Source organism: Pseudomonas rhizozeae, from assembly GCF_031583775.1.
Taxonomy (GTDB): Bacteria; Pseudomonadota; Gammaproteobacteria; order Pseudomonadales; family Pseudomonadaceae; genus Aquipseudomonas.
The window spans coordinates 515,317-537,127 of the sequence record NZ_JAVLSB010000021.1 but is presented as its reverse complement, the minus strand read 5'-3'; the positions used below and the strand labels follow the sequence as shown (position 1 = coordinate 537,127).

Genomic DNA, 21,811 nt, shown 5'->3' with positions numbered 1-21,811 from the left:
CAGGGGCCTTGATCGGCCCCTTTTTTGTGGGCTCAAAGCAGGGAGCGGTATGGGGTCTTTGATTCGCTGGGTGGCGATATTCGGTGCGGCACTGTGGCTCAGTGCGTGCGAGCAGTCACCCCGCTCGCCGCTCGACCAACAAGTCTATGTCTGGCAACGGCAATGGACGCCGGCCCATGAGGCGGCACTGCAAGGTAGCCGCGCGGATTTCTCGACCCTGCGGGTGCTGGCGTTGCAGGCGTTCCCGCAGGAGGGTTGGCGCCGGACGCGGGTCGATCCGGCCTTGCTTAAACAGGATGGCCGGCCGCTGATCGCGGTGATTCGCCTCGACGGCCAGCTCGCGGCATTGGCGCCGCCGCAGATCATCACCCAAGTCCAGCAATTGCTCGCGGATTGGCAGGGGCAGGGCCTGACTCTGGCCGGCGTGGAAATCGATCACGATGCCGGTAATGCGCGGCTGGCGGCCTATCGAGCGTTTCTCCAGCAACTGCGCCCGGCCCTGCCCGCCGGATTACCGCTGAGCATTACGGCGTTGCCAGCCTGGCTCAGCAGCCCGGAACTGCCGAAGTTGCTGGCGACGGTCGACAGCAGTGTGTTGCAAGTGCACGCGGTCAGTCGTCCTCAAAACGGCTTGTTCGATCCGACGCAAACGTTGCGCTGGGCCAAAGACTGGAGCCGGGCCAGCGATAAACCCTTCTACCTGGCCTTGCCGGCTTACGGCGTGGCGTTGCTGGCCGCTGACGAGGGCGCGCCGCTGATCGAGAGCGAGGTGCCGTTGGCGATCGCCGGCTCGCGTCAGGAGATGCTGGCCGACCCGTTGCAATTGGCAGCGCTGGCGACGCAACTGCGCGATGAGCGACCGTCGCACCTGGCGGGGTTGATCTGGTTCCGCCTGCCGCTGGTCGGGGATCGCCGGGCCTGGAGCTTGACCACGCTCAAAGCCGTGGCCCGAGGCGATGCCTTGAGCAGTCGCTTGACCGTGGAACTCACCGCGCACGACCGCCTCTATGACGTCAGCGTGCGTAATCAGGGCAACCTCGATCAGCCCTGGCCGCAACGCGTGTCCTTGGTCGCCCGGCAGTGCCAAGGTGCGGATGCGCTGGCCGGTTATGTGTTGCAACAGAGCGCCGATCGGCTGATCTTCACCCGCGTGCACGACGGGCGTATAACGGCCGGCGGCCAGCGCGCCATCGGTTGGGCACGCTGTGCGTTTATTGACCAAGGAGCTTCGAATGTTGACCCGTAACTGGCGGCGCGATCTGCTCTGCCTGAGCCTGGGTGCCGCCGTGCCCATGGGCTCGGCGCTTGCCTGCGGGCCGGACTTCCCCCTGCGGTTGCTGGAGAATCGCGCGCAGTCGCTGGCGCAATTGCCGGAAGGTAACTTCAGGTTTGAAGTCTCGCGTATCGGGCACGCCGTCGTTGGCCTGAACAACGTAACGGCAGCCACCAACAGCCCGGATGTCGGTTATGGCGAACCACCGAATTACGTAGAGCAGCGGGCCACGGCCGAACTCATCGGCTTGAGCCCAGCGCAGCAAACGCGCGTCACCCAGTTACGTGAATTGACCGACCCCCATGAAGTGGCTCGCCTGGGCGTGGACTTACCGGCGGAGATCCGTGATTACCTGGCCGGTGCCGTGGCGTTTACCGCCGGCGAGTACCGAACGGCCGCGGAGTATTTCCAGCAGGTCCTGGCGTTGCCCGCCGAACAGCGACCGTTGCGCAGTACCTGGGCCGCGTACTCGCTGGGTCGCAGCTTGTTCGCCCTCAGCAGCGAGGCCGGTGAGGTTGAGCCGGCGCTCGCGCAAGCACAGCAGGCCTTTGAACAGGCTCGCCAGTTAAGCATCGACGGCTTCAGCGACCCGCTGGAGCTGGGTGTCGCCAGCCTCGGCGAACAGGCGCGGGTGGCACGCACGGCCGGTGACTGGAACCGCGCCATCGAGTTGTATGCCGCGCAAAACTTGCATGGCTCACCCATCGGCTACAGCTCCCTGAAGCTGCTGATGAACGACCTCGCGGCGTTGCCGTCAGCGCACATTGCTACGTTGCTGAAGGGCCCGGCGGTGCAGCAACTGGTCACCGCTTCGCTGATCAGCCGCATCGGCTGGTCGTTCGATGAACAGCCGCCGAACGAAAAGAAACTGATCGCACTGCTGCAACGCAGTACCGCCGGCAGCTTGCAGAATGCCGATCGGTTGGCGGCGATGAATTATCAACAGGGCGATTACGCCAGCGCCAGGGCCTTCCTCGAACATGCCGGCGACGGCGGTCTGGCGTGGTGGCTGCGGGCCAAACTGGCGGTGCGTGACGGTGACACCGCGGCGGCTACGGCGGCCTACGCGAAAGCCGCGCAGGCGTTTCCCAAGGATGAATCCTGGGGCGAACGGCGCACGCCGGACTGGAGCGTCGAGTCGCTGCAGCCCAAATGCCGGGTCGACGGTGAAAGCGCGATCCTCGCGTTGCAGCGCGGCGACTATCTGCAAGCGTTTGATCAGTTGTATCGCAGCAACGGCGTGTATTGGCTCGACGCCGCGAGCGTGGCTGAACGGGTGCTGAGCGTCGATGAGCTCAAGCAATACGTCGACAGCCAAGTGCCGGCGCCGCCGCCGCTGAGCCAGCAGGATCGCGACAATTATGTGCCGTTACCGGTGGCCGCGAGCCTGCGTGACTTGCTGGGTCGGCGTCTGCTGCGTGAGGGCCGCTACGACGAGGCGCCCACATATTTCGACAATCCCGACTTGCAGAACAAGGCCCGCTGGTACGGGCAGATGCGTCAGGACGCCGAATCCAACTGGTGGCCGACCAATCGCGCGTTTGCCTACTATCAAGCAGCGGCATCAGCGCGTTACGACGGCATGGCATTGCTCGGCTACGAACTGTCACCGGATTACGCCACGTTCGGCGGCAACTTCAGCCTCGACCCCGTGGAATTGAAGGCCGGCCCGTGGCTGGCCGACGCGGAGATCCAGCGTCAGCAGGCGACCTTGGCCCAACCGGACCAGCGTTTCCACTATCGTTACGTCGCCACTGCCCTGGCCAGCAAAGCGGCCGATTTGCTGCCCCACAGCAGCCAGGCGTTTGCCGCGGTGTTGTGCAAGGCGTCGAGTTGGGGCACCAGCCTGCAAGAGCAGAGTGCGTTCTACCAACGCTATGTCGAACAAGGGCCTTACGTGGTGTGGGCCGGCGATTTTGGTCATCAATGCCAGGAGCCGGACTTCCGCAACCCCGACAAGCGCTACGTCACGCAGATCATCGACGCGATGCGCACAACCTTGCGTCCGTTCAAATTAGCGCTGCAGATTGCCGGCGTGCTGCTGGTGACGGCGACCGGGTTGCTGTTGATCAATCGGCGGCGCAAAACGGTTCGTTGAAGCCTCAGGTTTGCTGAAGCACTGCCAGACGCAAGGCAAAACCGATCAGCACGCCTCCGAACAACCACTGCTGGACCCGCTGTGCCGAAGGGCTGCGGGCCAGCCAGCGGCCGAGGCTGGCGCCGATCAGCGCATAGAGAATGTCGAACAGCGCGCCGATCAGCACCAGCATCACCCCGAGCCAGGCGAACTGCGTCAGCACTGCGCCACGCAGCGGATCAATGAATTGCGGCAGCAGCACCGAGCAAAACAACAAGGCCTTGGGATTGAGCAGGTTGGTCAACAAGCCGCGCTGGATTGCCGCGCGCCAGGCTGTCCGGCGTGGGATGCCCGATTCACCGTCCAGGTTCGGCACCAGGCTGGAACGCAGGCACTGGATGCCGATCCACAGCAGATATGCCGCGCCCGCCAGGCGCACCACTTCAAACGTCCACGGCGCCGCTTTGAACAGCGCCGCCAGTCCCAATGCCGCCAACGCCACATGACAGCCACGCGCCACGGCCAGGCCCAGCACCGTGGCCAACGCTGCGCCGCGGCCTTGGCGAGCGCCGGTTTGTAAGAGCAGGATCATGTCCGGTCCGGGTAACAGAAACGCCACCGCCAATGCCAAAACGTACAGCCATAACTGCGCCATGCTGCTCACCTCGTTAGCGAATGCGTGGGCAAATGGTACGGCGCAAGGGCAGGGCAGGTGCTTGCGTAATTGGCTTCTCTAGGATGATTAATTGGCATAACCTGCTGGTTATCTCGCCATTAACCCGCGGAATATGCCAATCCATGAAGCTCAATGCCTACGACCGCAAAATCCTCGCCGCTCTGCAACGGGACGGGCGCCTGAGCAATGTGCAATTGGCCGAGGAAATCGGCTTGTCGCCGTCACCCTGCCTGCGCCGGGTGCGCATGCTGGAGGAGGCCGGAGTGATCCGCGGTTACCAGGCGAATCTGGACCGCGATGAAGTCGGTTTGGGGCTGACGGTGTTCGTGGGGGTCAAAGTGGACCGGCACAACGAGGAATGTGCGGATGCCTTCCGCGCGGCAGTCACCGCGTTGCCGGAAGTGATCTCAGCGTTCCTGGTGTCCGGGGAATCGGATTTTCTGTTGCAAGTGGTGGTGCCGGACCTGCGAGCCTACGACCGCTTCGTCACCGCGAGCTTGTTGAAGTTGCCGGGGATCAGCGATATCCGCAGCAACTTCGCGATTAACACGGTGAAGACGCCAGGGCCGTTGCCGCTGGGGCATTTGCCGGCATAAACCCTGGCGCTAGCCTTTTACATCTGCGTCGCCATGCCCTCCACGTTCATCGCCGCCTGGCGCAAGGCCTCGGAACGGGTCGGGTGTGGGTGGCAAGTGAGGGCGATGTCTTCGGCGGAGGCCGAGAACTCCATGGCCACGCAATACTCGCCGATCATTTCACTGACGCTTGGGCCCACCAGGTGCACGCCGAGGATTTCGTCGGTGCGCTCGTCAGCCAAGACCTTGGCGAAGCCTTCGGTCTCGTGGTTAATCTTGGCCCGGCTGTTGGCGGTGAAGGGGAATTTGCCGACTTTGAACGCCCGGCCTTCTGCCTTGAGTTGCTCCTCGGTCTTGCCGACACTGGCCAGTTCCGGACGGGTGTAAATCACGTTCGGGATCAGCTCGTAATTGACTTCCCCGGCCTTGCCGACGATCTGCTCGACGCAGGCCATCGCCTCGTCCTCGGCCTTGTGCGCAAGCATCGGCCCGGAGGTCACGTCACCAATCACCCAGACGCCCGCGGCTTCGGTGCGATGGCCCTTGTTGGCGAGCATGCCGCGTTTGTCGGTGCTCAGGCCAACGTTCTCCAGGCCCAAACCTTGGGTGTACGGCCGGCGCCCGATGGCCACCAACACATAATCGGCTTCCAGCAGTTCGGCGCTGCCGCCGGCCGCCGGTTCGACGCTTAATTGCACGCCGTTGGCCGAGGTCGTGGCGCTGGTGACTTTCGAGCTGAGCTTGAACGTGATGCCTTGCTTGCTCAGTGAACGTTGCAGGGTTTTGCCCGCTTCGCCGTCGACACCGGGGCAGATGCGGTCGAGGTATTCCACCACGGTGACCTGCGCACCGAGCCGGCGCCACACCGAGCCGAGTTCCAGGCCGATGACGCCGGCTCCGATTACCACCAAGTGCTTGGGTACTTCGCTGAGGGACAGCGCGCCAGTGGAGTCGAGAATGCGCTGGTTGTCGATGTCGACGCCGGGCAACGGCGTCGGCTCGGAACCCGTGGCGATGATGATGTCCTTGGCGCTCAGTTCGGACTTGCCGCCCTCGCTGTCGGTCACCGTGACTTTGCCCGGCCCGTCGATGTGGCCCCAGCCCTTGATCCAGTCGACTTTGTTTTTGCGAAACAGAAACTCGATGCCTTTGGTCAGGGCAGTCACGCTTTCGTCTTTCTGTTTCATCATTTGCGCGAGGTTGAGGCTGGGCTTGACCTCGATGCCGAGGTTGGCGAATTCCGCGCCCATGGCCGCGTCGTACAGTTCGGAGGCGTGCAACAAGGCTTTGGATGGCATGCAGCCCACGTTCAGGCAGGTGCCGCCGAGGGTTGCGCGGCCTTCCACGCAGGCGGCTTTCAAGCCCAGTTGGCCAGCGCGAATGGCGGCGTTATAGCCACCCGGGCCACCGCCCAGGATTACGACGTCGTAGGTGCTCATGCGTTGCTCCGCTAATACTCGGGGGATGGTTGACCGTAGGTGTTGCTAAAAATGATGGTCGTAATATGTACCTGGCTCGGGTTTTTGGTCAAGGCGTTCGTCGAGCTGTGCGCGCCGCTGTTGATTTGGCACGTATCGAACAGCTGACTTTGCTGTCGGTGAAACTCAAGGCCACGGCGACTGCATGCGCGCCGAGCGGGAAAACATCGCCTCCTGCGCACTGGTGTCGCGCCGTTTCGCGTATTAGGAGTTCCACGTGGAACAAAGGAGTTAAGCAGCCATTCAGGGGGCTGCTTGGCTTTTTTGCCGCTTTCATTGCCTGTGCTCGACAATGCCGGCCATGCTGCGTTTCCCTGAGCCGTTACTCAAGCTGAAAGTCCCGGTCTAGAGCGGCTATGAGCGGCTGTTTTACAAGTGACAAAACTTTCATGAACTGTTATTCGAAGCACACTTCCTGTGTTTAGAGGGCTCGCGAGCAGTCATAGGTGTTGGCGCGATTAATCATAGAAAAGGGCTATTAGATCGATAGCCGGCTAATTTCCTAGGATGGTCTAACCTCAATCCAGACGTCTGAAACAAGGGGGATCCTCCATGCTCGCGCAACTTCCACCGGCCTTACAGAATCTGCAATTACCGCTTCGTCTGCGGCTCTGGGACGGCCACGAATTCAACCTCGGGCCCGCGCCCAGCGTCACCATTGTGGTCAAGGACCCAACCATGGTGTCGCAGTTTACGCACCCCACGCTCGACACGCTGGGTGCTGCCTTCGTCGAAGGCAAGCTTGAGCTGGAGGGATCGATCAGCGAAGTGATCCGAGTCTGCGATGAACTGAGCCAAGCACTGATCGAAGAAGAGGATGGCCCGCAACCGGCTCGCCATCTACACGACAAAGCCACCGACGCGGCGGCGATCTCGTATCACTACGACTTGTCCAACGACTTCTATCAGCTGTGGCTCGACAGCGACATGGCGTATTCCTGCGCATATTTCGAGACCGGCAGCGAATCCCTCGAACAAGCTCAACAAGCCAAATTCCGTCACCTGTGCCGCAAGTTGCGTTTGCAGCCCGGTGATTATCTGCTGGATGTCGGATGCGGTTGGGGCGGTCTGGCGCGTTATGCCGCGAGGGAGTTTGGGGTCAAGGTGTTCGGTATTACCCTGAGCAAAGAGCAATTGGCCCTGGCGCGCGAGCGAGTCACTGCCGAAGGCCTGGACGATCAGATCGAGCTGCAACTGCTCGACTACCGCGATTTGCCGCAGGACGGGCGCTTCGACAAAGTCGTCAGCGTCGGCATGTTCGAACACGTCGGCCACGCTAACCTCGCCGAGTACTGCCAAACGTTGTTTGGTGCGGTGCGCGAAGGTGGTCTGGTGATGAACCATGGCATTACCGCCAAACACACAGACGGTCGGCCGGTGGGGCGGGGGGCGGGCGACTTCATCGAAAAATACGTATTTCCCAATGGCGAGTTGCCCCACCTGTCGATGATCTCCGCGGAGATCAGCGAGGCCGGGCTGGAGGTGGTGGATGTAGAGAGCCTGCGCCTGCATTACGCGCGGACTCTCGACCATTGGAGCGAGCGTCTGGAGGACAACCTCGACGCGGCGTCAAAAATGGTGCCGGAGCAGGCACTGCGCATCTGGCGGCTGTACTTGGCGGGTTGCGCCTATGCCTTCGCCAAGGGCTGGATCAATCTGCACCAGATTCTTGCGGTCAAGGCCCACGCCGATGGCAGCCATGAATTGCCTTGGACTCGCGACGATATCTACATCCCTTGAAGCTCGATCAAGGTTAGAGAATCGGTGAAATAAGCCGGGCGATCCGCATGCCGACCTGTTGCAGGCGGTGGGTCTCCCGGCGTTCTTCCTTAGCGATTTCCTTGGCCAAGGCAAAGTCAGCGTTGAGCATCTGTTCCACGTCGGCGGCAAACACGCTGTCGACGGTTAACAGCATGACTTCGAAGTTGAGCCTGAACGATCGGTTGTCCAGATTGGCGCTGCCGATCGCGCTGATTTCACTGTCGATCAACACCACCTTCTGATGCAGGAACCCGGGTCCATAACGGAACACCCGCACCCCGGCGCGGACCGCTTCGAAGGCGTATAAGCTCGAGGCGGCATAGACGATCCGGTGATCCGGCCGCGACGGTATTAACAGCCGGACATCAACACCGCGCAAAACGGCCAGGCGCATCGCTGCAAACACCGCTTCATCAGGTATGAAATAGGGGCTGGTGATCCACACGCGTTCGGTCGCCGCGTGGATAGCTTCGACAAAGAATAGCGAACAGGTTTCGTAGGAATCTGCCGGGCCGCTGGCCAGCAATTGGCAGAGCACGCCGTCGTCCGGGTAAACGTCTGGCAGGATCAACGGCGGTAGCGAGCGCGCAGCCCAGAACCAGTCCTCGGCGAACGACTCTTGCATGCAAGCCACTACCGGTCCGCGAACTTGGACATGGGTGTCGCGCCATGGCGCCAGCGGCGGTTTCTCGCCCATGTATTCGTCGCCGACGTTGTGCCCCCCGACGAAACCTTGCACGCCATCCACCACGACAATTTTGCGATGGTTACGGAAGTTGACCTGAAAACGGTTAAGCCAGCCACTGCGGGTGGCGAACGCTTTGACCTGCACGCCGGCCTCGCGCAGTGGTTGCACGTAACTGTGGGGCAGCGCATGGCTGCCAATGCGGTCGTACAGCAGATAAACAGCCACGCCTTCCTCGGCCTTCTGCAATAGCAGCTGGTGCAGGCGCTGGCCGAGCCGGTCGTCGTGAATGATGAAGAACTGGATCAGCACCGCTTCCCGGGCTTGGGCAATTGCCGCGAAGATCGCTTCGAAGGTGGCGTGGCCGTTGATCAGCAATTTCACATCGTTGTTCGCCAGGCACGGCATGCGCCCCAGTTTCGGCATGGCTCGTAGCGACGCGTAGGCGTTGGACGCGCGCGCGGTCAGGGCCTCTTCCACCCACGGTCGCCAGTTCAATTCAGAGACCGCTTTGCGCATCTGATCGTTGGCCTGGCGGCGGGCCTTGATGTAGCCATCGAAAGTACTGCGGCCGAACACCAGATACGGAATCAGCGTGAGATAGGGCATGAATAGCAATGACAGTGCCCAGGCGATCGAGCCTTGCGCGGTGCGCACGGTTAACACAGCATGGATGGCTGCGATCAAACCGAGGGTGTGCAGTAGGGCGATGAGGTAGCCGAAAACATGCGGGCCGAAGTAATCCATGCGGGCAGCCTTGCTCCTGAAGAGTCGATGCTTAACAGACCATGTTCCGTGCAGAATGTCGCTAATTAATTGGTCCATGAACCGAAGCATAAGGCTGACGTCTAACGGCCACTATCGATCAGGAGTTTCATCATGAATGTTCGTCTGCTGGGTTGGGCAATGCTGGCTGGTGTGTCGTTGCCCGTGGTTGCTCAGGCGCAGATGCTGCAGCCCGGCTTGTGGGAATTGACCACCAGTAATATGAAGGTCGATGACCAGAACATGCCGCAGCTTGAAGCATTGATTCAGATGGCCCAAGCGCAAATGACTCCCGCGCAGCGCGCGGAGTTGGAGAAGCAGGGCATCAGCATGGGAGGCAAGGGCATTCGTGCGTGCCTCACCAAAGAGCAGGTGCAAAGCGACAACATCCCGCTGACGGATCCGAAATCGGGCTGCACGCAGAAGATCACCGAGCGCACCGGTAACCAGTGGAAATTCACCTTCGCTTGCCCCAAGGCTCAGGGCGCTGGCGTTGCCACCTTCCTCAGTGATCGAGAGTTCACTACCAAGGTCAACGGCACGTTCAACGCCACCGGCATCCAGCAGAAGGGCAGCCTCGACACCCGCGCGGTGTGGCTGGGTCAGGAGTGCGGGTCGGTCAAGCCTCGAGCTTACTGAGCGAACTGTTTAATCAGGGTTTCCTCAGCGCGTCGTACAGGGTGTTGAGGTTGTGCTCGAACAAACCGATGAAGGTGCTAGCCGGTCCCTCTGCCGCCAGGGCATCGGAGTACAGCGTGCCGCCGATCTTCGCACCGCTTTCATCGGCAATTTGCTTGAGCAGCCGTGAATCCTTGATGTTCTCCATGAACACTGCTTTAACATGAGCCTGGCGAATCTGCGTAATCAATGCGGCGACTTCAGTGGCAGAAGGTTCGCGCTCGGTGGACAAACCCTGCGGCGCCATGAAGTCGATGCCGTAGGCTTGGCCCAAGTAACCAAAGGCGTCATGCGAGGTGACGATCTTGCGATTGCCCGGCGGCAATGCGCCGAGTTTGGCTTTGGCGTCTGTCAGCAAACGGTAGATCCGTTGCAAATATCGCTGAGCGTTGAGTTGATAATCCGCCTGGTTGGCGGGATCTGCCGCGACCAAGGCTTTGGTGATGTTGTTGATGTACAGCTCGGCGTTCGCCAAGTTGTGCCACGCATGTGGGTCGGGCACGGTTTCCCCGTCCTCATCGAGTGAGCGCGGAATCACCCCGCGACTGGCACTGATCACCGTGGCCTTGGTCTCGGTGCTGGTCACCAAGCGATCAAGCCAGGGCTCAAAACCCAATCCGTTTTTCACAATCACGCTGGCCTTGAGCAATGCTTGGGCGTCCTCCGGTGTGGGCTCGTAGGTGTGGGCATCTGCGTCGGGGCCGACCATGCTGGTGATCTGGATATGCTCGCCACCCACTTGCCGGGTCATATCGGCGAGGATGCTGAAACTGGTGACGACTTGCAGCTTTTCTGCCGCTGACAGCGACATCGACAGCAGCAAGCTGAACAGCACGAGTAAAGCGCGCATTGGGTATTACCTCATTGAGATGTGAGCAAAGGCGGGCGGCGCAGCAAACCGTGCACCGGCCCGAACACCACGGACAGCAGATACAAACCCCCAGCGACCAGGACGATCGCCGGACCGCTGGGCAGCGAATAATCGAACGACAACAGCAAACCCAACCACACCGACAAACAGCCGAGCAGCGCGGCGATGGCGATCAGCACCGGCAGTTTTCGACTCCAGAATCGAGACGCGGCGGCCGGCAACATCATTAGGCCGACCACCATTAGCGCGCCGATGGCCTGGAAACCGATCACCAGGTTCAGCACCACCAAGGTCAGGAATGCGCCATGTGCCAGCGCGCCGAGGCGGCTGACGGTTTGCAAGAACAGAGGATCAAGGGTGTCCAGCAGTAGGGGGCGGTAGATCAGCGCCATCGTCAGCAGGCTGAAACCCGAGACCCAGAGCATGCCGTTCAACGTCGGGCCATCCACCGCGAGTGCTGAACCGAGCAGCAAGTGCAGTAAGTCCAGGCGTTTGCCGGCGACACCCAGAATCAGCACGCCGCTGGCCAGTGAGATGGGGTAGATCGCCGCGAGGCTGGCGTCTTCACGCAGGCCCGTGCGGCGAGTGATCCACGCCGCGAGACCGGCCATGCTCAGGCCCGCCCCGAGGCCGCCGAAGGTCAGTGCGGGCAGGCTCAGCCCAGCAAACCAGAAGCCGAGCGCGGCGCCGGGCAGAATGCCGTGTGCCACGGCGTCACCGATCAAGCTCATGCGCCGAAGAATCAGAAATACCCCCAGTGGCGCTGTGCTACAGGCGAGCACCAGACCACCGATCAAGGCTCGGCGCATAAAGATGAAGTCGTGGAAAGGTTGCCAGAGGTGAGCGGCGGCGAGCATTACGCCACCTGTGTGCGTGGTGGTTGCACAATCAAGTCGCGGCTGAGGCCGAGTTGGCAGCCGACGTGCTTGATCAGTAGTACATCCCCGATGTGTTCGCAAACGGCACCAAGATCGTGGCACACCACCAGTAGCGTGCGACCCTCGGCATGCCAGGCGTGGATGTGTCTCCACAGCATGGCCTGGCCTTCTTCGTCGAGTGCGGCATGGGGTTCATCCAGTAGCAACACGGGGGAGTCGGCCAGACTTAGCCGCGCGAGCAGGGCCCTTTGCAATTCCCCGCCCGACAACGCCATCAGTGGGCGTTGTTGCAGACCACTCAAGCACCAATCTTCGAGGGCTAGTTTCATCCGTTGTTTTCGGACCTGAGCGTTTTGTTTGTTGCCCCATAAACCAGCGGCGACTAGTTCCTGCAGGCTGATCGGGAACTGCCGGTCGAGGTACTGCTGTTGTGGCACGAATGACAGGCCACCACGCCGCGGCACCCCCAGCGTCACCTTTCCCGCCAGCGGCTTTTGCAGGCCGGCAATGACTTTCAGCAGGCTGCTTTTCCCCGAACCGTTTGCCCCAATCACGGCGGTGAGGCTGCCAGCCGCCAGCTGGAAATCGACGGCGGGTGTCAGTGGTTGACCCGGCGCGCCCCAGCGCAAGCCTTCTGCGCCGATCATGGTCGGCTCCACCGATGGCTGGTTTCTGCGACTGCATCATGGGCGTGCAGACTCTCTGCGTGGACCATGCGCACGTGAAATGCCTGGATCTCAGGGCTGCGTTTCAGCGCGCTATTCATGCGCCGTGCGGCGTCTTCGCAGAACATCAGGTTTTGTCCATTAGCCAGTGCAAAGGCTTGTTCATCCGCACGCTTGACAGCGGTTTGCACGGCAGTACCCAGGGCGGCTTCCGTGTCATTGATAATGGCGATCAGCGGCAGGTTATCGACATAGTCATGCAGACGAAGCTGCAGTTGCGCCGTACTGCGTTGACTATGCGGCGTTGCGACAATCCCTTTGGTTGAACCCAGCCACGTCAATAGATCAGCGTGTTGCAGCGGTTGATCGGCAAAGTCCCCGATAAATTGTTGCTGGATCAGTTGCCGGGCCAATGCTGCGGAGCAGGGGCACGTCGATGAATACAGCACCTCTATTTTCAGTTCCACGTGGAACACATCGTTAGTCACCTGCGCTTCGATGCTCACGGGATAGCCTTTCCATCCGGCCAACTGACTGACAAGTGCCGGACGTTTAATCAGCAGATTGCTGTGAATCTTGAGAAATGCGCTATTGGCTAAACCGCCGTGGCTGGCGAGAAAATTATCTAAAACGCGCCTCATCAGTGCCGGGGAAAGACCTTCCTGCTCAAGCATCTCCAACGCCAAGTACAACCGCGACATATGAATACCGCGCGCCTCGCAGTCATCGAGACTCACGCCCGCATCGACGCGAGCATTGACTCGTTGACCTTCAAGCAAAATCGGCAAGACGATGCCGCACATGCCAACCCAATCCAGCGAGATGGATTGATGAGAAGACTGCACGGCGATATCGGGCAGAGTCAGCGCGTTCATGAAGGGATCCAGGCTAAGAGAGTTGCGTGATGTTATCTTATAACACTAATATTCACGCAACCTTTTTCCAACGTGCTGATTCACCTGTGAGGAACACCCGATGCTTGATCGTCTCCCCGTGACCGTACTGTCCGGCTTTCTCGGTGCCGGAAAGAGCACTTTGTTGAACCATATCTTGCGCAACCGCGACAATTTGCGAGTCGCCGTGATCGTCAACGATATGAGCGAAATCAACATTGATGGCAGCGAGGTCCAGCGCGATGTCACCCTGAATCGCGCCGAAGAAAAGCTCGTGGAAATGAGCAACGGCTGCATTTGCTGCACCCTGCGCGAAGACCTGTTGCAAGAAGTCAGCGCACTGGCGCGAGAAGGGCGGTTCGATTATTTGCTGATCGAATCCACGGGCATCTCCGAGCCGCTGCCGATCGCCGAAACCTTCACCTTCCGAGACGAGCAAGGCCAAAGCCTGGCGGATATCGCGCGGCTCGACACCTTGGTGACGGTGGTCGATGGTATGAATTTCCTGCTCGATTACCAGGCCGCCGAAAGCCTGGCATCCCGTGGTGAAACCCTGGGCGAGGAGGACGAACGCTCGATCACCGACCTGCTGGTCGAGCAAATCGAATTCGCCGACGTCATCCTCATCAGCAAGATCGACTTGATCAGCACCCGCGATCGCGAAGAGCTGATAGCCATTCTCGAACGGCTAAATGCCCAGGCGCAGATCATCCCGATGGTCATGGGCCAAGTGCCGCTGGACAAGATCCTTAACACAGGACGCTTCGACTTCGAAAAAGCCGCGCAAGCGCCCGGCTGGCTGCAGGAAATGCGCGGTGAGCACGTGGCGGAAACCGAGGAATACGGCATAGCGTCGACGGCCTATCGGGCGCGCCGACCGTTTCATCCACAGCGTTTCTTTGATTTCATCGACGGGCCCTGGGGCAACGGTAAGCTGTTGCGCTCCAAGGGGTTTTTCTGGCTGGCGAGCAAGCACCAGGAGGCCGGCAGTTGGTCGCAGGCGGGCGGGATGATGCGTTATGGGTTTGCCGGGCGCTGGTGGCGGTTCGTGCCGAAAGACCAGTGGCCGCAAGACCCCGAAAGCACCGCGGCGATCATGCGCCACTGGTCGCCGTCCAGCGGTGATTGCCGGCAGGAACTGGTGTTTATCGGCCAGAACATCGACTTCGAACAGCTCCACGCTGAGCTCGATGCCTGCTTATTGAGTGATGACGAGATGGCCCAAGGCAATGAGGCCTGGCACCTGCTGCCCGACCCGTTTGGTCCTTGGCACGAGGCGGCGTGAGGCGCATCGTGATTTCATAAAAAACCGCGCGCCCGCTGACGACGGCGCCCGGTTAATTCAAGGCGCCAGCCAGTTGCCCTGGCTCTGGCTTTCGCAAAACGGCTTCAAATACGCCGCATCGCTGGCCACGCCGTAATAGTGAATATCCTGGCGGTAGGGCATATTGGCGACTTGAGCGTTGCTGCACACGCCGAATGAGCCCTTCGGGCACTGGTCGACATACTGCACGTCGACCTTTTGCCCCGGCAGGTTGGGTTGGCAGAAACCCTCGCTGAAGAGTTTTTGCGGAATGTTGCGGTTCTGCTGGCAGACCTTCACATCCAGCCGCTCCGCTTGGCTGTGGACCACGCAGGCCTGAGCCAGCGCGTCGCCTGAAGCCAGCAGCAAGAGCAGCGACAAGCCCATCGCTCGCATCCTTTTCCTCCTTAGAAATCGTCAATCATGTTGCAGAACATCCCGACTCACGTCATCGCCGGGCCTTTAGGGGCCGGCAAGACCAGCCTGATCAAACACCTGATGAGCCAGCGCCCGGCCCACGAACACTGGGCAGTATTGATCAACGAGTTCGGCCAGATCGGCCTCGACGCCGCGTTGCTGACCCAGGACGCCGATGGTATCGCACTGGGCGAAGTGGCCGGCGGCTGTTTGTGTTGCGTCAATGGTGCGCCATTCCAGATCGGCCTCGGGCGTTTACTGCGCAAGGCGCGGCCGGACCGGTTGTTTATCGAGCCCTCGGGGCTAGGACATCCGGTGCAGTTACTCAAGCAACTGAGCGAGGCGCCTTGGATCGGCGTGCTGTCGCTCCAGCCCTGTGTGCTGGTGCTGGACGCTCAGGTGTTGCTGGCCGGCAAGGCACTGCCCGAGGCGCAGCAACACGCCTTGCCCCACGCGGGGTTATTGGTGATCAACAAGGCTGAAGGTCTGGATGAAACACAGCGCCGCAGCATTGCCGCGCAGCTGCCCCCGCAGCCGCTGTGTTGGACGCAGCAGGCCGAGTTGCCCTTGGGTGAGTTGCCGGGCATCACGTCGCACGCGGCCGAAGGTGTGGATAACTGGGTGGCGCCCAAGGCATTGGCGCAGTTGCCAGCGATCTGGACCGATCCCGCCTCGCCGATTTGCCTGAGTCAGGCGCAGGAGGGCGGGTGGAGTATCGGTTGGCGCTGGCACCCGAGTCAGGTGTTCGACACAGCCCTGATCGCGCAATGGTTGGGGGCTCTGGATTGGCGACGGGCGAAAATGGTGATCCGCAGCAGCGCCGACGGTTGGGTCTCGGCCAATGCGCTGGATAACGCCGCGTTGGCGTGGAAACCGAGCGAATGGCGGCAGGATTCGCGGATCGAGCTGATTTTTGATGAGGTGCAGGAAGTCGAGTTGCTGCAGAAGTGTTTGGCTCAGTGCCGAGTTTCAACGAAAGGCTAAGGGCCTTTTCGCGAGCAAGCCCGCTCCCACATTGGCTGGAGGTGCGTCAGCCATAGTTTCGTCGAACACAAAACCCTGTGGGAGCGAGCCTGCTCGCGAAGAGGCCGTCACAGCCAACATCATCGTCGACGGTGCCAGCGCTTTCGCGAGCAGGCTCGCTCCCACGGGATTTTCGGCGTCAGCCAGTCAGCTCACGGCCGCCACTTGGTGTGTTCCTGGCGCCATTGGCTCAATTCGATCACCTGGCCCCGTGGCTTTTCGACCTCGACCACTGGCGGCGTGTCGTCGAACGGCATCGGGTAGGGCGCCAGTTCAATCTGCGCACTGTGCGCGCCGAACTGGGTGATAGTGCCGTTGTGCCGGGTTTCACCGGTGACGGTGAATTCGAAGTTGTACACCCGCGCCAAGCGCCGACGTCCGTTCGCATCTTTAATGAAAGCGATTTTCTTCAGCGCGACATTGCCGTCCAGCAGTTCGATTTCCATCTTCGCGCAATGCTGTTTGACTCGCTCCAGGGCGCGCTCACGCAAGCCGTGGTTGTGCCACAACCACGCGGCGCCAGTGGCCAACAGCATCAGCACGAAGATATTTCCCAGGGTCAGCATTCACACGCGCTCCAACAAATTAGCGTCAGCTTAACTGCGTCGTCGGTCTGTCGTACAGGCTGCGTTTAGTCGCATACTGCGCGGCTTGGATTTCACTCGTTTTACGGAACTCAGCGCATGAAACGTACACCGCATTTGCTCGCCATCCAGTCCCACGTGGTGTTCGGTCACGCCGGCAACAGCGCCGCGGTTTTTCCGATGCAGCGGGTCGGGGTCAATGTCTGGCCGCTGAACACCGTTCAGTTCTCCAACCACACCCAATACGGGCAGTGGGCAGGAGAAGTGCTCGCGCCCGAGCAGATCCCGGCGCTGATCAACGGCATCGCCGCCATAGGCGAATTGGGCAACTGCGACGCGGTGTTGTCGGGTTATCTGGGCAGCGCCGCACAGGGCCGGGCAATCCTCACGGGCGTGGCGCGGATCAAGGCGAGCAATCCGAAGGCGCTGTACCTGTGCGACCCGGTAATGGGCCATCCGGAAAAGGGCTGCATCGTGCCGCCGGAGGTCAGTGAGTTCTTGCTGGAGGAAGCAGCAGCCGTGGCGGATTTCATGTGCCCGAACCAGTTGGAACTGGACAGCTTCTCCCGGCGCAAGCCGCAATCGCTGTTCGACTGCCTGGCCATGGCCCGCGCTTTGTTGGCCCGTGGGCCGAAGGCGGTGCTGGTCAAGCATCTGGATTATCCCGGCAAGCCGACAGAGAGTTTCGAGATGCTGCTGGTCACCGCCGAGGGTAGCTGGCATTTGCGCCGACCATTGCTGGCGTTTCCCCGTCAACCAGTGGGCGTGGGCGACCTGACGTCGGGGCTGTTCCTGGCGCGGGTGCTGCTCGGCGACAGCCTGGTCGCGGCGTTCGAGTTCACGGCGGCGGCGGTGCATGAAGTACTGCTGGAAACCCAGGCCTGCGCCAGTTACGAGCTGCAACTGGTCCGTGCTCAAGACCGGATCGCCCATCCGCGAGTGCGGTTCGAAGCGCTGCCGATCAGTCTCTGAATCGCGTACAGGCTCGCTTGCGCCGGACCGCTGAAGATCCGTGGGAGCGAACCTGCTCGCGGAGACAGTCTAAAGAACATTCTCTGACAGCCAGGCTGACTCAAACGTCGCCCTTGATCTCCTGATAGCGCTTTTCCAGTTCCTGGCGAATCTGCCGGCGCTGCTGAGCCTGCACGAAGCGCCGCTTGTCTTCGCTGTTCTGCGGCTGCAATGGCGGGACCGGAGCCGGTTTGCGCTGGTCGTCCACAGCCACCATGGTGAAAAAGCAGCTATTGGTGTGGCGCACCGAGCGCTCGCGGATATTCTCGGTCACCACTTTGATGCCGACCTCCATCGAGGTGTTGCCGGTGTAGTTGACCGAAGCCAGGAAAGTCACCAGTTCGCCAACATGAATCGGCTCGCGGAAAATCACCTGGTCTACCGACAGTGTCACCACGTAGCGTCCAGCATAGCGGCTGGCGCAGGCATAGGCGACTTCGTCGAGGTATTTGAGCAAGGTGCCGCCGTGGACATTGCCTGAGAAGTTGGCCATGTCAGGGGTCATCAGTACCGTCATCGACAGCTGGGCGTTTCCGGGTTCCATAACGTACTCACGGTTCAAGGCAGGTTTCAGGGGAAGGCACCTCTGCGAGTGCCTGGCCGGTTTTTCAAACCAACAGTTATCGGGACGCCAGGCGAGCGGCTGCCGTCACGCTCCAATCGATCTGTTTCCATATATTGCACCGCCTTTCTGCCGCAAGTCGCGGTGTTACCCTTCAAAAGCCCTCCCTCAGGGCATTTCCTACACAAAACGCGGATTTTTACTCAGCTCGACCGGGCGTTTTCTTTGCCTGAAAACCGAGCTTTCTCACCCAAGGAGCCCACACCATGCATGCCATCAGTTTCATTCAGGATTTGGCAGTGATCATGCTGGTCGCAGGTGTGGTGACCGTGCTCTTTCACCGTTTCAAGCAACCGGTGGTACTGGGCTACATCGTCGCGGGTTTCATCATTGGCCCGCACACGCCGCCGTTTGGCTTGATCCACGACGAAGAAACCATCAAGACCCTGGCCGAGCTGGGGGTAATTTTCCTGATGTTCTGCCTGGGCCTGGAGTTCAGCCTGCGCAAGCTGTTCCAGGTGGGGGCCACGGCGTTTATTGCGGCGTTCCTGGAAATCGTGCTGATGATCTGGATCGGCTACGAAATCGGTCGCTGGTTCGATTGGAGCACCATGGACTCGCTGTTTCTCGGGGCGATCCTGGCCATCTCGTCCACCACCATCATCGTCAAGGCCCTCAACGACCTGAAGATGAAGAACGAGCGTTTTGCCCAACTGATTTTCGGCGTGTTGATCGTCGAGGACATCCTCGGCATCGGCATCATCGCCTTGCTGTCGAGCATCGCGGTCAGCGGCACGGTCAGTTCCGGCGAAGTGTTTTCCACGGTCGGCAAATTGTCTTTGTTCATGATCGTCGCGCTGGTCATCGGCATCCTGCTGGTCCCGCGTTTGCTGGCTTACGTGGCGAAATTCGAAAGTAACGAAATGCTCCTGATCACCGTGCTTGGCCTGTGTTTCGGCTTCTGCCTGCTGGTGGTCAAACTCGAATACAGCATGGTGCTCGGCGCGTTTCTGATCGGCGCGATCATGGCCGAATCGCGGCAGCTGCTGAAAATTGAGCGGCTGATCGAACCGGTTCGCGACCTGTTCAGCGCAATTTTCTTCGTTGCCATCGGTTTGATGCTCGACCCGCAAATCCTCCTGCAATACGCCTGGCCGATCGCCGTGATCACCGTCGCCGTGGTGCTGGGCAAGATGTTGTCCTGCGGCCTCGGTGCGTTTATCGCGGGCAATGACGGACGCACCTCACTGCGCGTAGGGATGGGGCTTTCACAGATTGGCGAATTTTCCTTCATCATCGCCTCGCTGGGCATGACCCTGCAGGTCACCAGTAACTTTCTGTACCCGGTCGCCGTGGCGGTATCGGTGCTGACCACGTTGATGACGCCGTACCTGATCCGCGCTGCTGATCCGCTGTCGATCAAGTTGTCCTCGGCCATGCCGCAACGCCTGGGCCGTGTATTGGGCATGTATGGCGAGTGGTTACGCAGCATTCAGCCGCAAGGCGAGGGTGCGCTACTGGCGTCGATGATCCGGCGGATTCTGTTGCAGGTCGGAGTCAACCTCGCGCTGGTGATCGCGATTTTCTTTTCCGGGGCGTATTTTGCCGAACGCATCTCGGCCCACCTGCAAGGCTGGGTCAGCGACCCAAGCTGGCAGAAGGCGTTGATCTGGGGCGGAGCGCTGCTGGTGTCGCTGCCGTTCCTGATCGCCGCCTATCGCAAGCTCAAAGCCTTGTCGATGCTGCTGGCGGAGATGGGCGTCAAGCCGGAAATGGCCGGGCGCCACACGCAGCGGGTGCGCAGAGTGATCTCGGAAGTCATCCCGATCCTCTCGCTGCTGGTGATTTTCCTGCTATTGGCAGCCTTGTCAGCCAGTATTCTGCCGACCAACAAGTTGCTGGTGCTGATCGCCGTCGTGGCGGCCGCTGTGGCGGCGCTGCTGTGGCGCTGGTTCATTCGCGTGCATACGCGCATGCAGGTGGCCTTGCTGGAGACCCTGGACAATCACAAGGACTCCGCCGGCCACTGAGCCGGGCAGGGCGTTGGCTGAATCAGCTTTCCAGCCAGACGTCCCGCGCCCAGTGCCAGACCGATTCCCAGGTTTCCTCGGCCACCAGCTCTTCTTCGGCTTGCCACAGCACTACGGTGCCGTCTTCTTCGACGCAGTAGTAATCGTCGCCATCCTGGCAGATCGGGATCAGGCTGCGATCGACCCCGGCGTCCCAGGCGTTGGCCGCCACATCCGGCAGGTAGGTATGGGATTGCGGATCGGTGACGGTCACCGGTTCCAGGCTGCCGTAGACGACATCGCTGACGGTCAGCAGAAATTCCCTGAAGACAAACGGGATGTCGATGAACAGTTGTTCCTCGATTTCCACCAGCAGATCTTCGTCAGGCAGCTCCAAGGGCACCGGTACCGGTTCGTTGGCTTCACGCAGTTGTTCGATGATTTCTTCCACGGCCGGGATCCTCTTGCTCGATGGCGCGGTTTATATGGGGCGGTTTATACAGTAGCTCGCTATAGATGCAACTGCGAAATAGAAAACCCCGGACAAGTCCGGGGTTTTTGTAGGAGCTTTCCTAACGCGGTTCGGTTCAGCCGTTCTGGCGGATACCGGCCACCAGCCAAGGCTGGTTCTCGCCTTGTGGACGTTCCATGTTCCAGCTTTCGCTGAACACTTCGCCCTGGTCGAAACGCGAGGTCTTCGACACGCCGCTGAAGGTCAGGGTGGCGATGGTCTTGTCCGCACGATCGTCCACGCCGTCCAGTTGCACGGCGAGGTTGTCGATGTAGGTGGACTGGAAGCCTTCGCCCAGTTCCGCACGCTCACGCTTGAGGAACTCAAGCAGTTGCGGGGTCACGAACTCGGCGATCTTGTCCATTTCATTAGCGTCCCAGTGTTGCTGCAGGGACTGGAAGTGATTGCGAGCCGCCTCAATGAAACGCTCTTCGTTGAACCAGGCCGGCGCGTTGATCACCGGACGGACGGCAGCAGGCGCGGCCGAACCACCGAAGATCGAACCCATGGCTGGCTTCTGCTCGAAGACTTCACGCTGCATTGGCGCGCCGGCCGGGGCCAGGTGCTCCTGCTGCTTGCGGCGACGAGCGGCGATGAAACGGAAGACCAGGAAGGCGATGACCGCCATGATCAGGATGTCGAAGATCTGCATACCTTCGAAGCCGCCGCCCATGAACATGGAGGCCAGCAGGCCACCGGCGGCGATACCGGCCAGAGGGCCGAGCCAGCGCGAAGCACCGCCGGCCTTGGCCGCGGCGCCAGCGGCACCGGCCGCAGTGGCTGCAGCGCCACCTGCGGCAGAAGAAGGAGCCATTTGGCTGGTCTGGTGAGTCGGCGCGGCGCCGGAGCTCTTGCCGCCACCAAAGCGCTTGGCGTTGGCGTCGAGGCTCATCGTCAGGCCGATGCACAACGCCATGGCGATGCTAAGAAAACGTTTCATAAAGGGAATTCCCATTTGTGGATGGCACGCGCGCCATGTTGCACAGGTGCAGAGTCACTGGCTAGCGGCAGAGTGTTTCGGGCTTTTGCCTGACAGCTCATGTTCAGCTCTGTCGGCGCAAGAGGACCTGTCTACTTTGGTCTGTAGGAAGAGGTAATTGGTTCTGTAGGAAATGG

The 21,811-nt window shown here is 60.7% G+C and carries 21 protein-coding genes; 9 read left to right on the top strand and 12 right to left on the bottom strand.

Annotated features, from left to right (window positions below; translation table 11 throughout):
• Positions 1-49 precede the first annotated feature (49 nt).
• Both RG836_RS06775 and RG836_RS06770 read left to right on the top strand, forming a co-directional pair.
• Positions 50-1,246 carry a DUF3142 domain-containing protein gene (locus RG836_RS06775; protein WP_310844272.1) on the top strand — a complete coding sequence of 399 codons (1,197 nt, stop codon included), beginning with the start codon at positions 50-52 and terminating at the stop codon, positions 1,244-1,246.
• The gene (locus RG836_RS06770) at positions 1,233-3,371 is read left to right on the top strand and encodes a hypothetical protein (RefSeq protein ID WP_310844270.1); all 2,139 of its coding nucleotides are present in this window, start codon (positions 1,233-1,235) and stop codon (positions 3,369-3,371) included. The genes RG836_RS06775 and RG836_RS06770 overlap by 14 nt, the downstream gene beginning before the upstream one ends.
• A gap of 4 nt (positions 3,372-3,375) precedes the next feature.
• Here RG836_RS06770 and RG836_RS06765 read toward each other — a convergent pair whose 3' ends face one another.
• Positions 3,376-4,005 (bottom strand): LysE family translocator, encoded by a 630-nt coding sequence (locus RG836_RS06765; protein WP_310844269.1) that lies wholly within the window; start codon positions 4,003-4,005, stop codon positions 3,376-3,378.
• A 143-nt stretch (positions 4,006-4,148) separates the two neighbouring features.
• On the opposite strand from RG836_RS06765, the gene RG836_RS06760 reads away from it, so the two are divergent.
• Positions 4,149-4,622, top strand: coding sequence for an Lrp/AsnC family transcriptional regulator (locus RG836_RS06760; protein WP_310844267.1), 474 nt, complete (start codon positions 4,149-4,151; stop codon positions 4,620-4,622).
• A gap of 17 nt (positions 4,623-4,639) precedes the next feature.
• Here RG836_RS06760 and lpdA read toward each other — a convergent pair whose 3' ends face one another.
• Entirely contained in the window at positions 4,640-6,040 is a 1,401-nt protein-coding gene (lpdA, locus tag RG836_RS06755; RefSeq protein WP_310844266.1) for a dihydrolipoyl dehydrogenase, read from the bottom strand.
• 591 nt (positions 6,041-6,631) lie between these two features.
• Here lpdA and cfaB point away from each other — a divergent pair.
• Positions 6,632-7,819 (top strand): C17 cyclopropane fatty acid synthase CfaB, encoded by a 1,188-nt coding sequence (cfaB, locus tag RG836_RS06750; protein ID WP_310844265.1) that lies wholly within the window; start codon positions 6,632-6,634, stop codon positions 7,817-7,819.
• Positions 7,820-7,832: 13 nt separating this feature from the next.
• On the opposite strand, the gene cls is transcribed toward cfaB, so the two are convergent.
• Positions 7,833-9,272: a cardiolipin synthase gene (gene cls, locus RG836_RS06745; RefSeq protein ID WP_310844264.1), complete on the bottom strand. Its 1,440-nt coding sequence runs from the start codon at positions 9,270-9,272 to the stop codon at positions 7,833-7,835.
• A gap of 132 nt (positions 9,273-9,404) precedes the next feature.
• Here cls and RG836_RS06740 point away from each other — a divergent pair, with 132 nt between their 5' ends.
• Entirely contained in the window at positions 9,405-9,929 is a 525-nt protein-coding gene (locus RG836_RS06740; protein ID WP_310844263.1) for a DUF3617 domain-containing protein, read from the top strand.
• Positions 9,930-9,942: 13 nt separating this feature from the next.
• On the opposite strand, the gene RG836_RS06735 is transcribed toward RG836_RS06740, so the two are convergent.
• From RG836_RS06735 to folE2, 4 genes are read right to left on the bottom strand one after another with little or no spacing between them, the layout of a single operon-like run.
• Positions 9,943-10,818: a metal ABC transporter substrate-binding protein gene (locus tag RG836_RS06735; RefSeq protein ID WP_310844262.1), complete on the bottom strand. Its 876-nt coding sequence runs from the start codon at positions 10,816-10,818 to the stop codon at positions 9,943-9,945.
• An 11-nt stretch (positions 10,819-10,829) separates the two neighbouring features.
• Complete coding sequence (locus tag RG836_RS06730; RefSeq protein ID WP_310844260.1) at positions 10,830-11,696, bottom strand: metal ABC transporter permease; 867 nt, start codon at positions 11,694-11,696, stop codon at positions 10,830-10,832.
• Complete coding sequence (locus RG836_RS06725; protein WP_310844259.1) at positions 11,696-12,364, bottom strand: metal ABC transporter ATP-binding protein; 669 nt, start codon at positions 12,362-12,364, stop codon at positions 11,696-11,698. The genes RG836_RS06730 and RG836_RS06725 overlap by 1 nt, the downstream gene beginning before the upstream one ends.
• On the bottom strand, positions 12,361-13,257 hold the full coding sequence (gene folE2, locus RG836_RS06720) for a GTP cyclohydrolase FolE2 (protein ID WP_310844257.1): 897 nt from the start codon (positions 13,255-13,257) through the stop codon (positions 12,361-12,363). Before folE2 ends, RG836_RS06725 begins: the two co-directional genes overlap by 4 nt.
• Positions 13,258-13,357: 100 nt before the next feature.
• On the opposite strand from folE2, the gene zigA reads away from it, so the two are divergent.
• The gene (gene zigA, locus RG836_RS06715; protein ID WP_310844255.1) at positions 13,358-14,560 is read left to right on the top strand and encodes a zinc metallochaperone GTPase ZigA; all 1,203 of its coding nucleotides are present in this window, start codon (positions 13,358-13,360) and stop codon (positions 14,558-14,560) included.
• Positions 14,561-14,617: 57 nt separating this feature from the next.
• Here the strand turns inward: zigA and RG836_RS06710 are convergent, their stop codons facing one another.
• Positions 14,618-14,974, bottom strand: a complete 357-nt coding sequence (locus RG836_RS06710) for an NADH:ubiquinone oxidoreductase (protein ID WP_310844254.1) — start codon at positions 14,972-14,974, stop codon at positions 14,618-14,620.
• 27 nt (positions 14,975-15,001) lie between these two features.
• Here RG836_RS06710 and RG836_RS06705 point away from each other — a divergent pair, with 27 nt between their 5' ends.
• Complete coding sequence (locus RG836_RS06705) at positions 15,002-15,979, top strand: CobW family GTP-binding protein (RefSeq protein WP_310844252.1); 978 nt, start codon at positions 15,002-15,004, stop codon at positions 15,977-15,979.
• 191 nt (positions 15,980-16,170) lie between these two features.
• On the opposite strand, the gene RG836_RS06700 is transcribed toward RG836_RS06705, so the two are convergent.
• On the bottom strand, positions 16,171-16,584 hold the full coding sequence (locus RG836_RS06700) for a DUF3301 domain-containing protein (protein WP_310844251.1): 414 nt from the start codon (positions 16,582-16,584) through the stop codon (positions 16,171-16,173).
• Positions 16,585-16,701: 117 nt separating this feature from the next.
• Here RG836_RS06700 and pdxY point away from each other — a divergent pair, with 117 nt between their 5' ends.
• A complete protein-coding gene (gene pdxY / locus RG836_RS06695; RefSeq protein WP_310844250.1) occupies positions 16,702-17,574 on the top strand; it encodes a pyridoxal kinase PdxY in 873 nt (290 codons plus the stop codon).
• 100 nt (positions 17,575-17,674) lie between these two features.
• Here the strand turns inward: pdxY and RG836_RS06690 are convergent, their stop codons facing one another.
• Positions 17,675-18,157, bottom strand: a complete 483-nt coding sequence (locus RG836_RS06690) for an acyl-CoA thioesterase (protein ID WP_310844249.1) — start codon at positions 18,155-18,157, stop codon at positions 17,675-17,677.
• Between the two features lie 284 nt (positions 18,158-18,441).
• Here RG836_RS06690 and RG836_RS06685 point away from each other — a divergent pair, with 284 nt between their 5' ends.
• Positions 18,442-20,205 (top strand): cation:proton antiporter, encoded by a 1,764-nt coding sequence (locus RG836_RS06685; protein WP_310844247.1) that lies wholly within the window; start codon positions 18,442-18,444, stop codon positions 20,203-20,205.
• Positions 20,206-20,227: 22 nt separating this feature from the next.
• Here the strand turns inward: RG836_RS06685 and RG836_RS06680 are convergent, their stop codons facing one another.
• Entirely contained in the window at positions 20,228-20,635 is a 408-nt protein-coding gene (locus tag RG836_RS06680) for an SMI1/KNR4 family protein (protein WP_024616886.1), read from the bottom strand.
• A gap of 136 nt (positions 20,636-20,771) precedes the next feature.
• On the bottom strand, positions 20,772-21,635 hold the full coding sequence (locus RG836_RS06675) for a Tim44 domain-containing protein (protein WP_310844245.1): 864 nt from the start codon (positions 21,633-21,635) through the stop codon (positions 20,772-20,774).
• Positions 21,636-21,811: the final 176 nt, after the last annotated feature.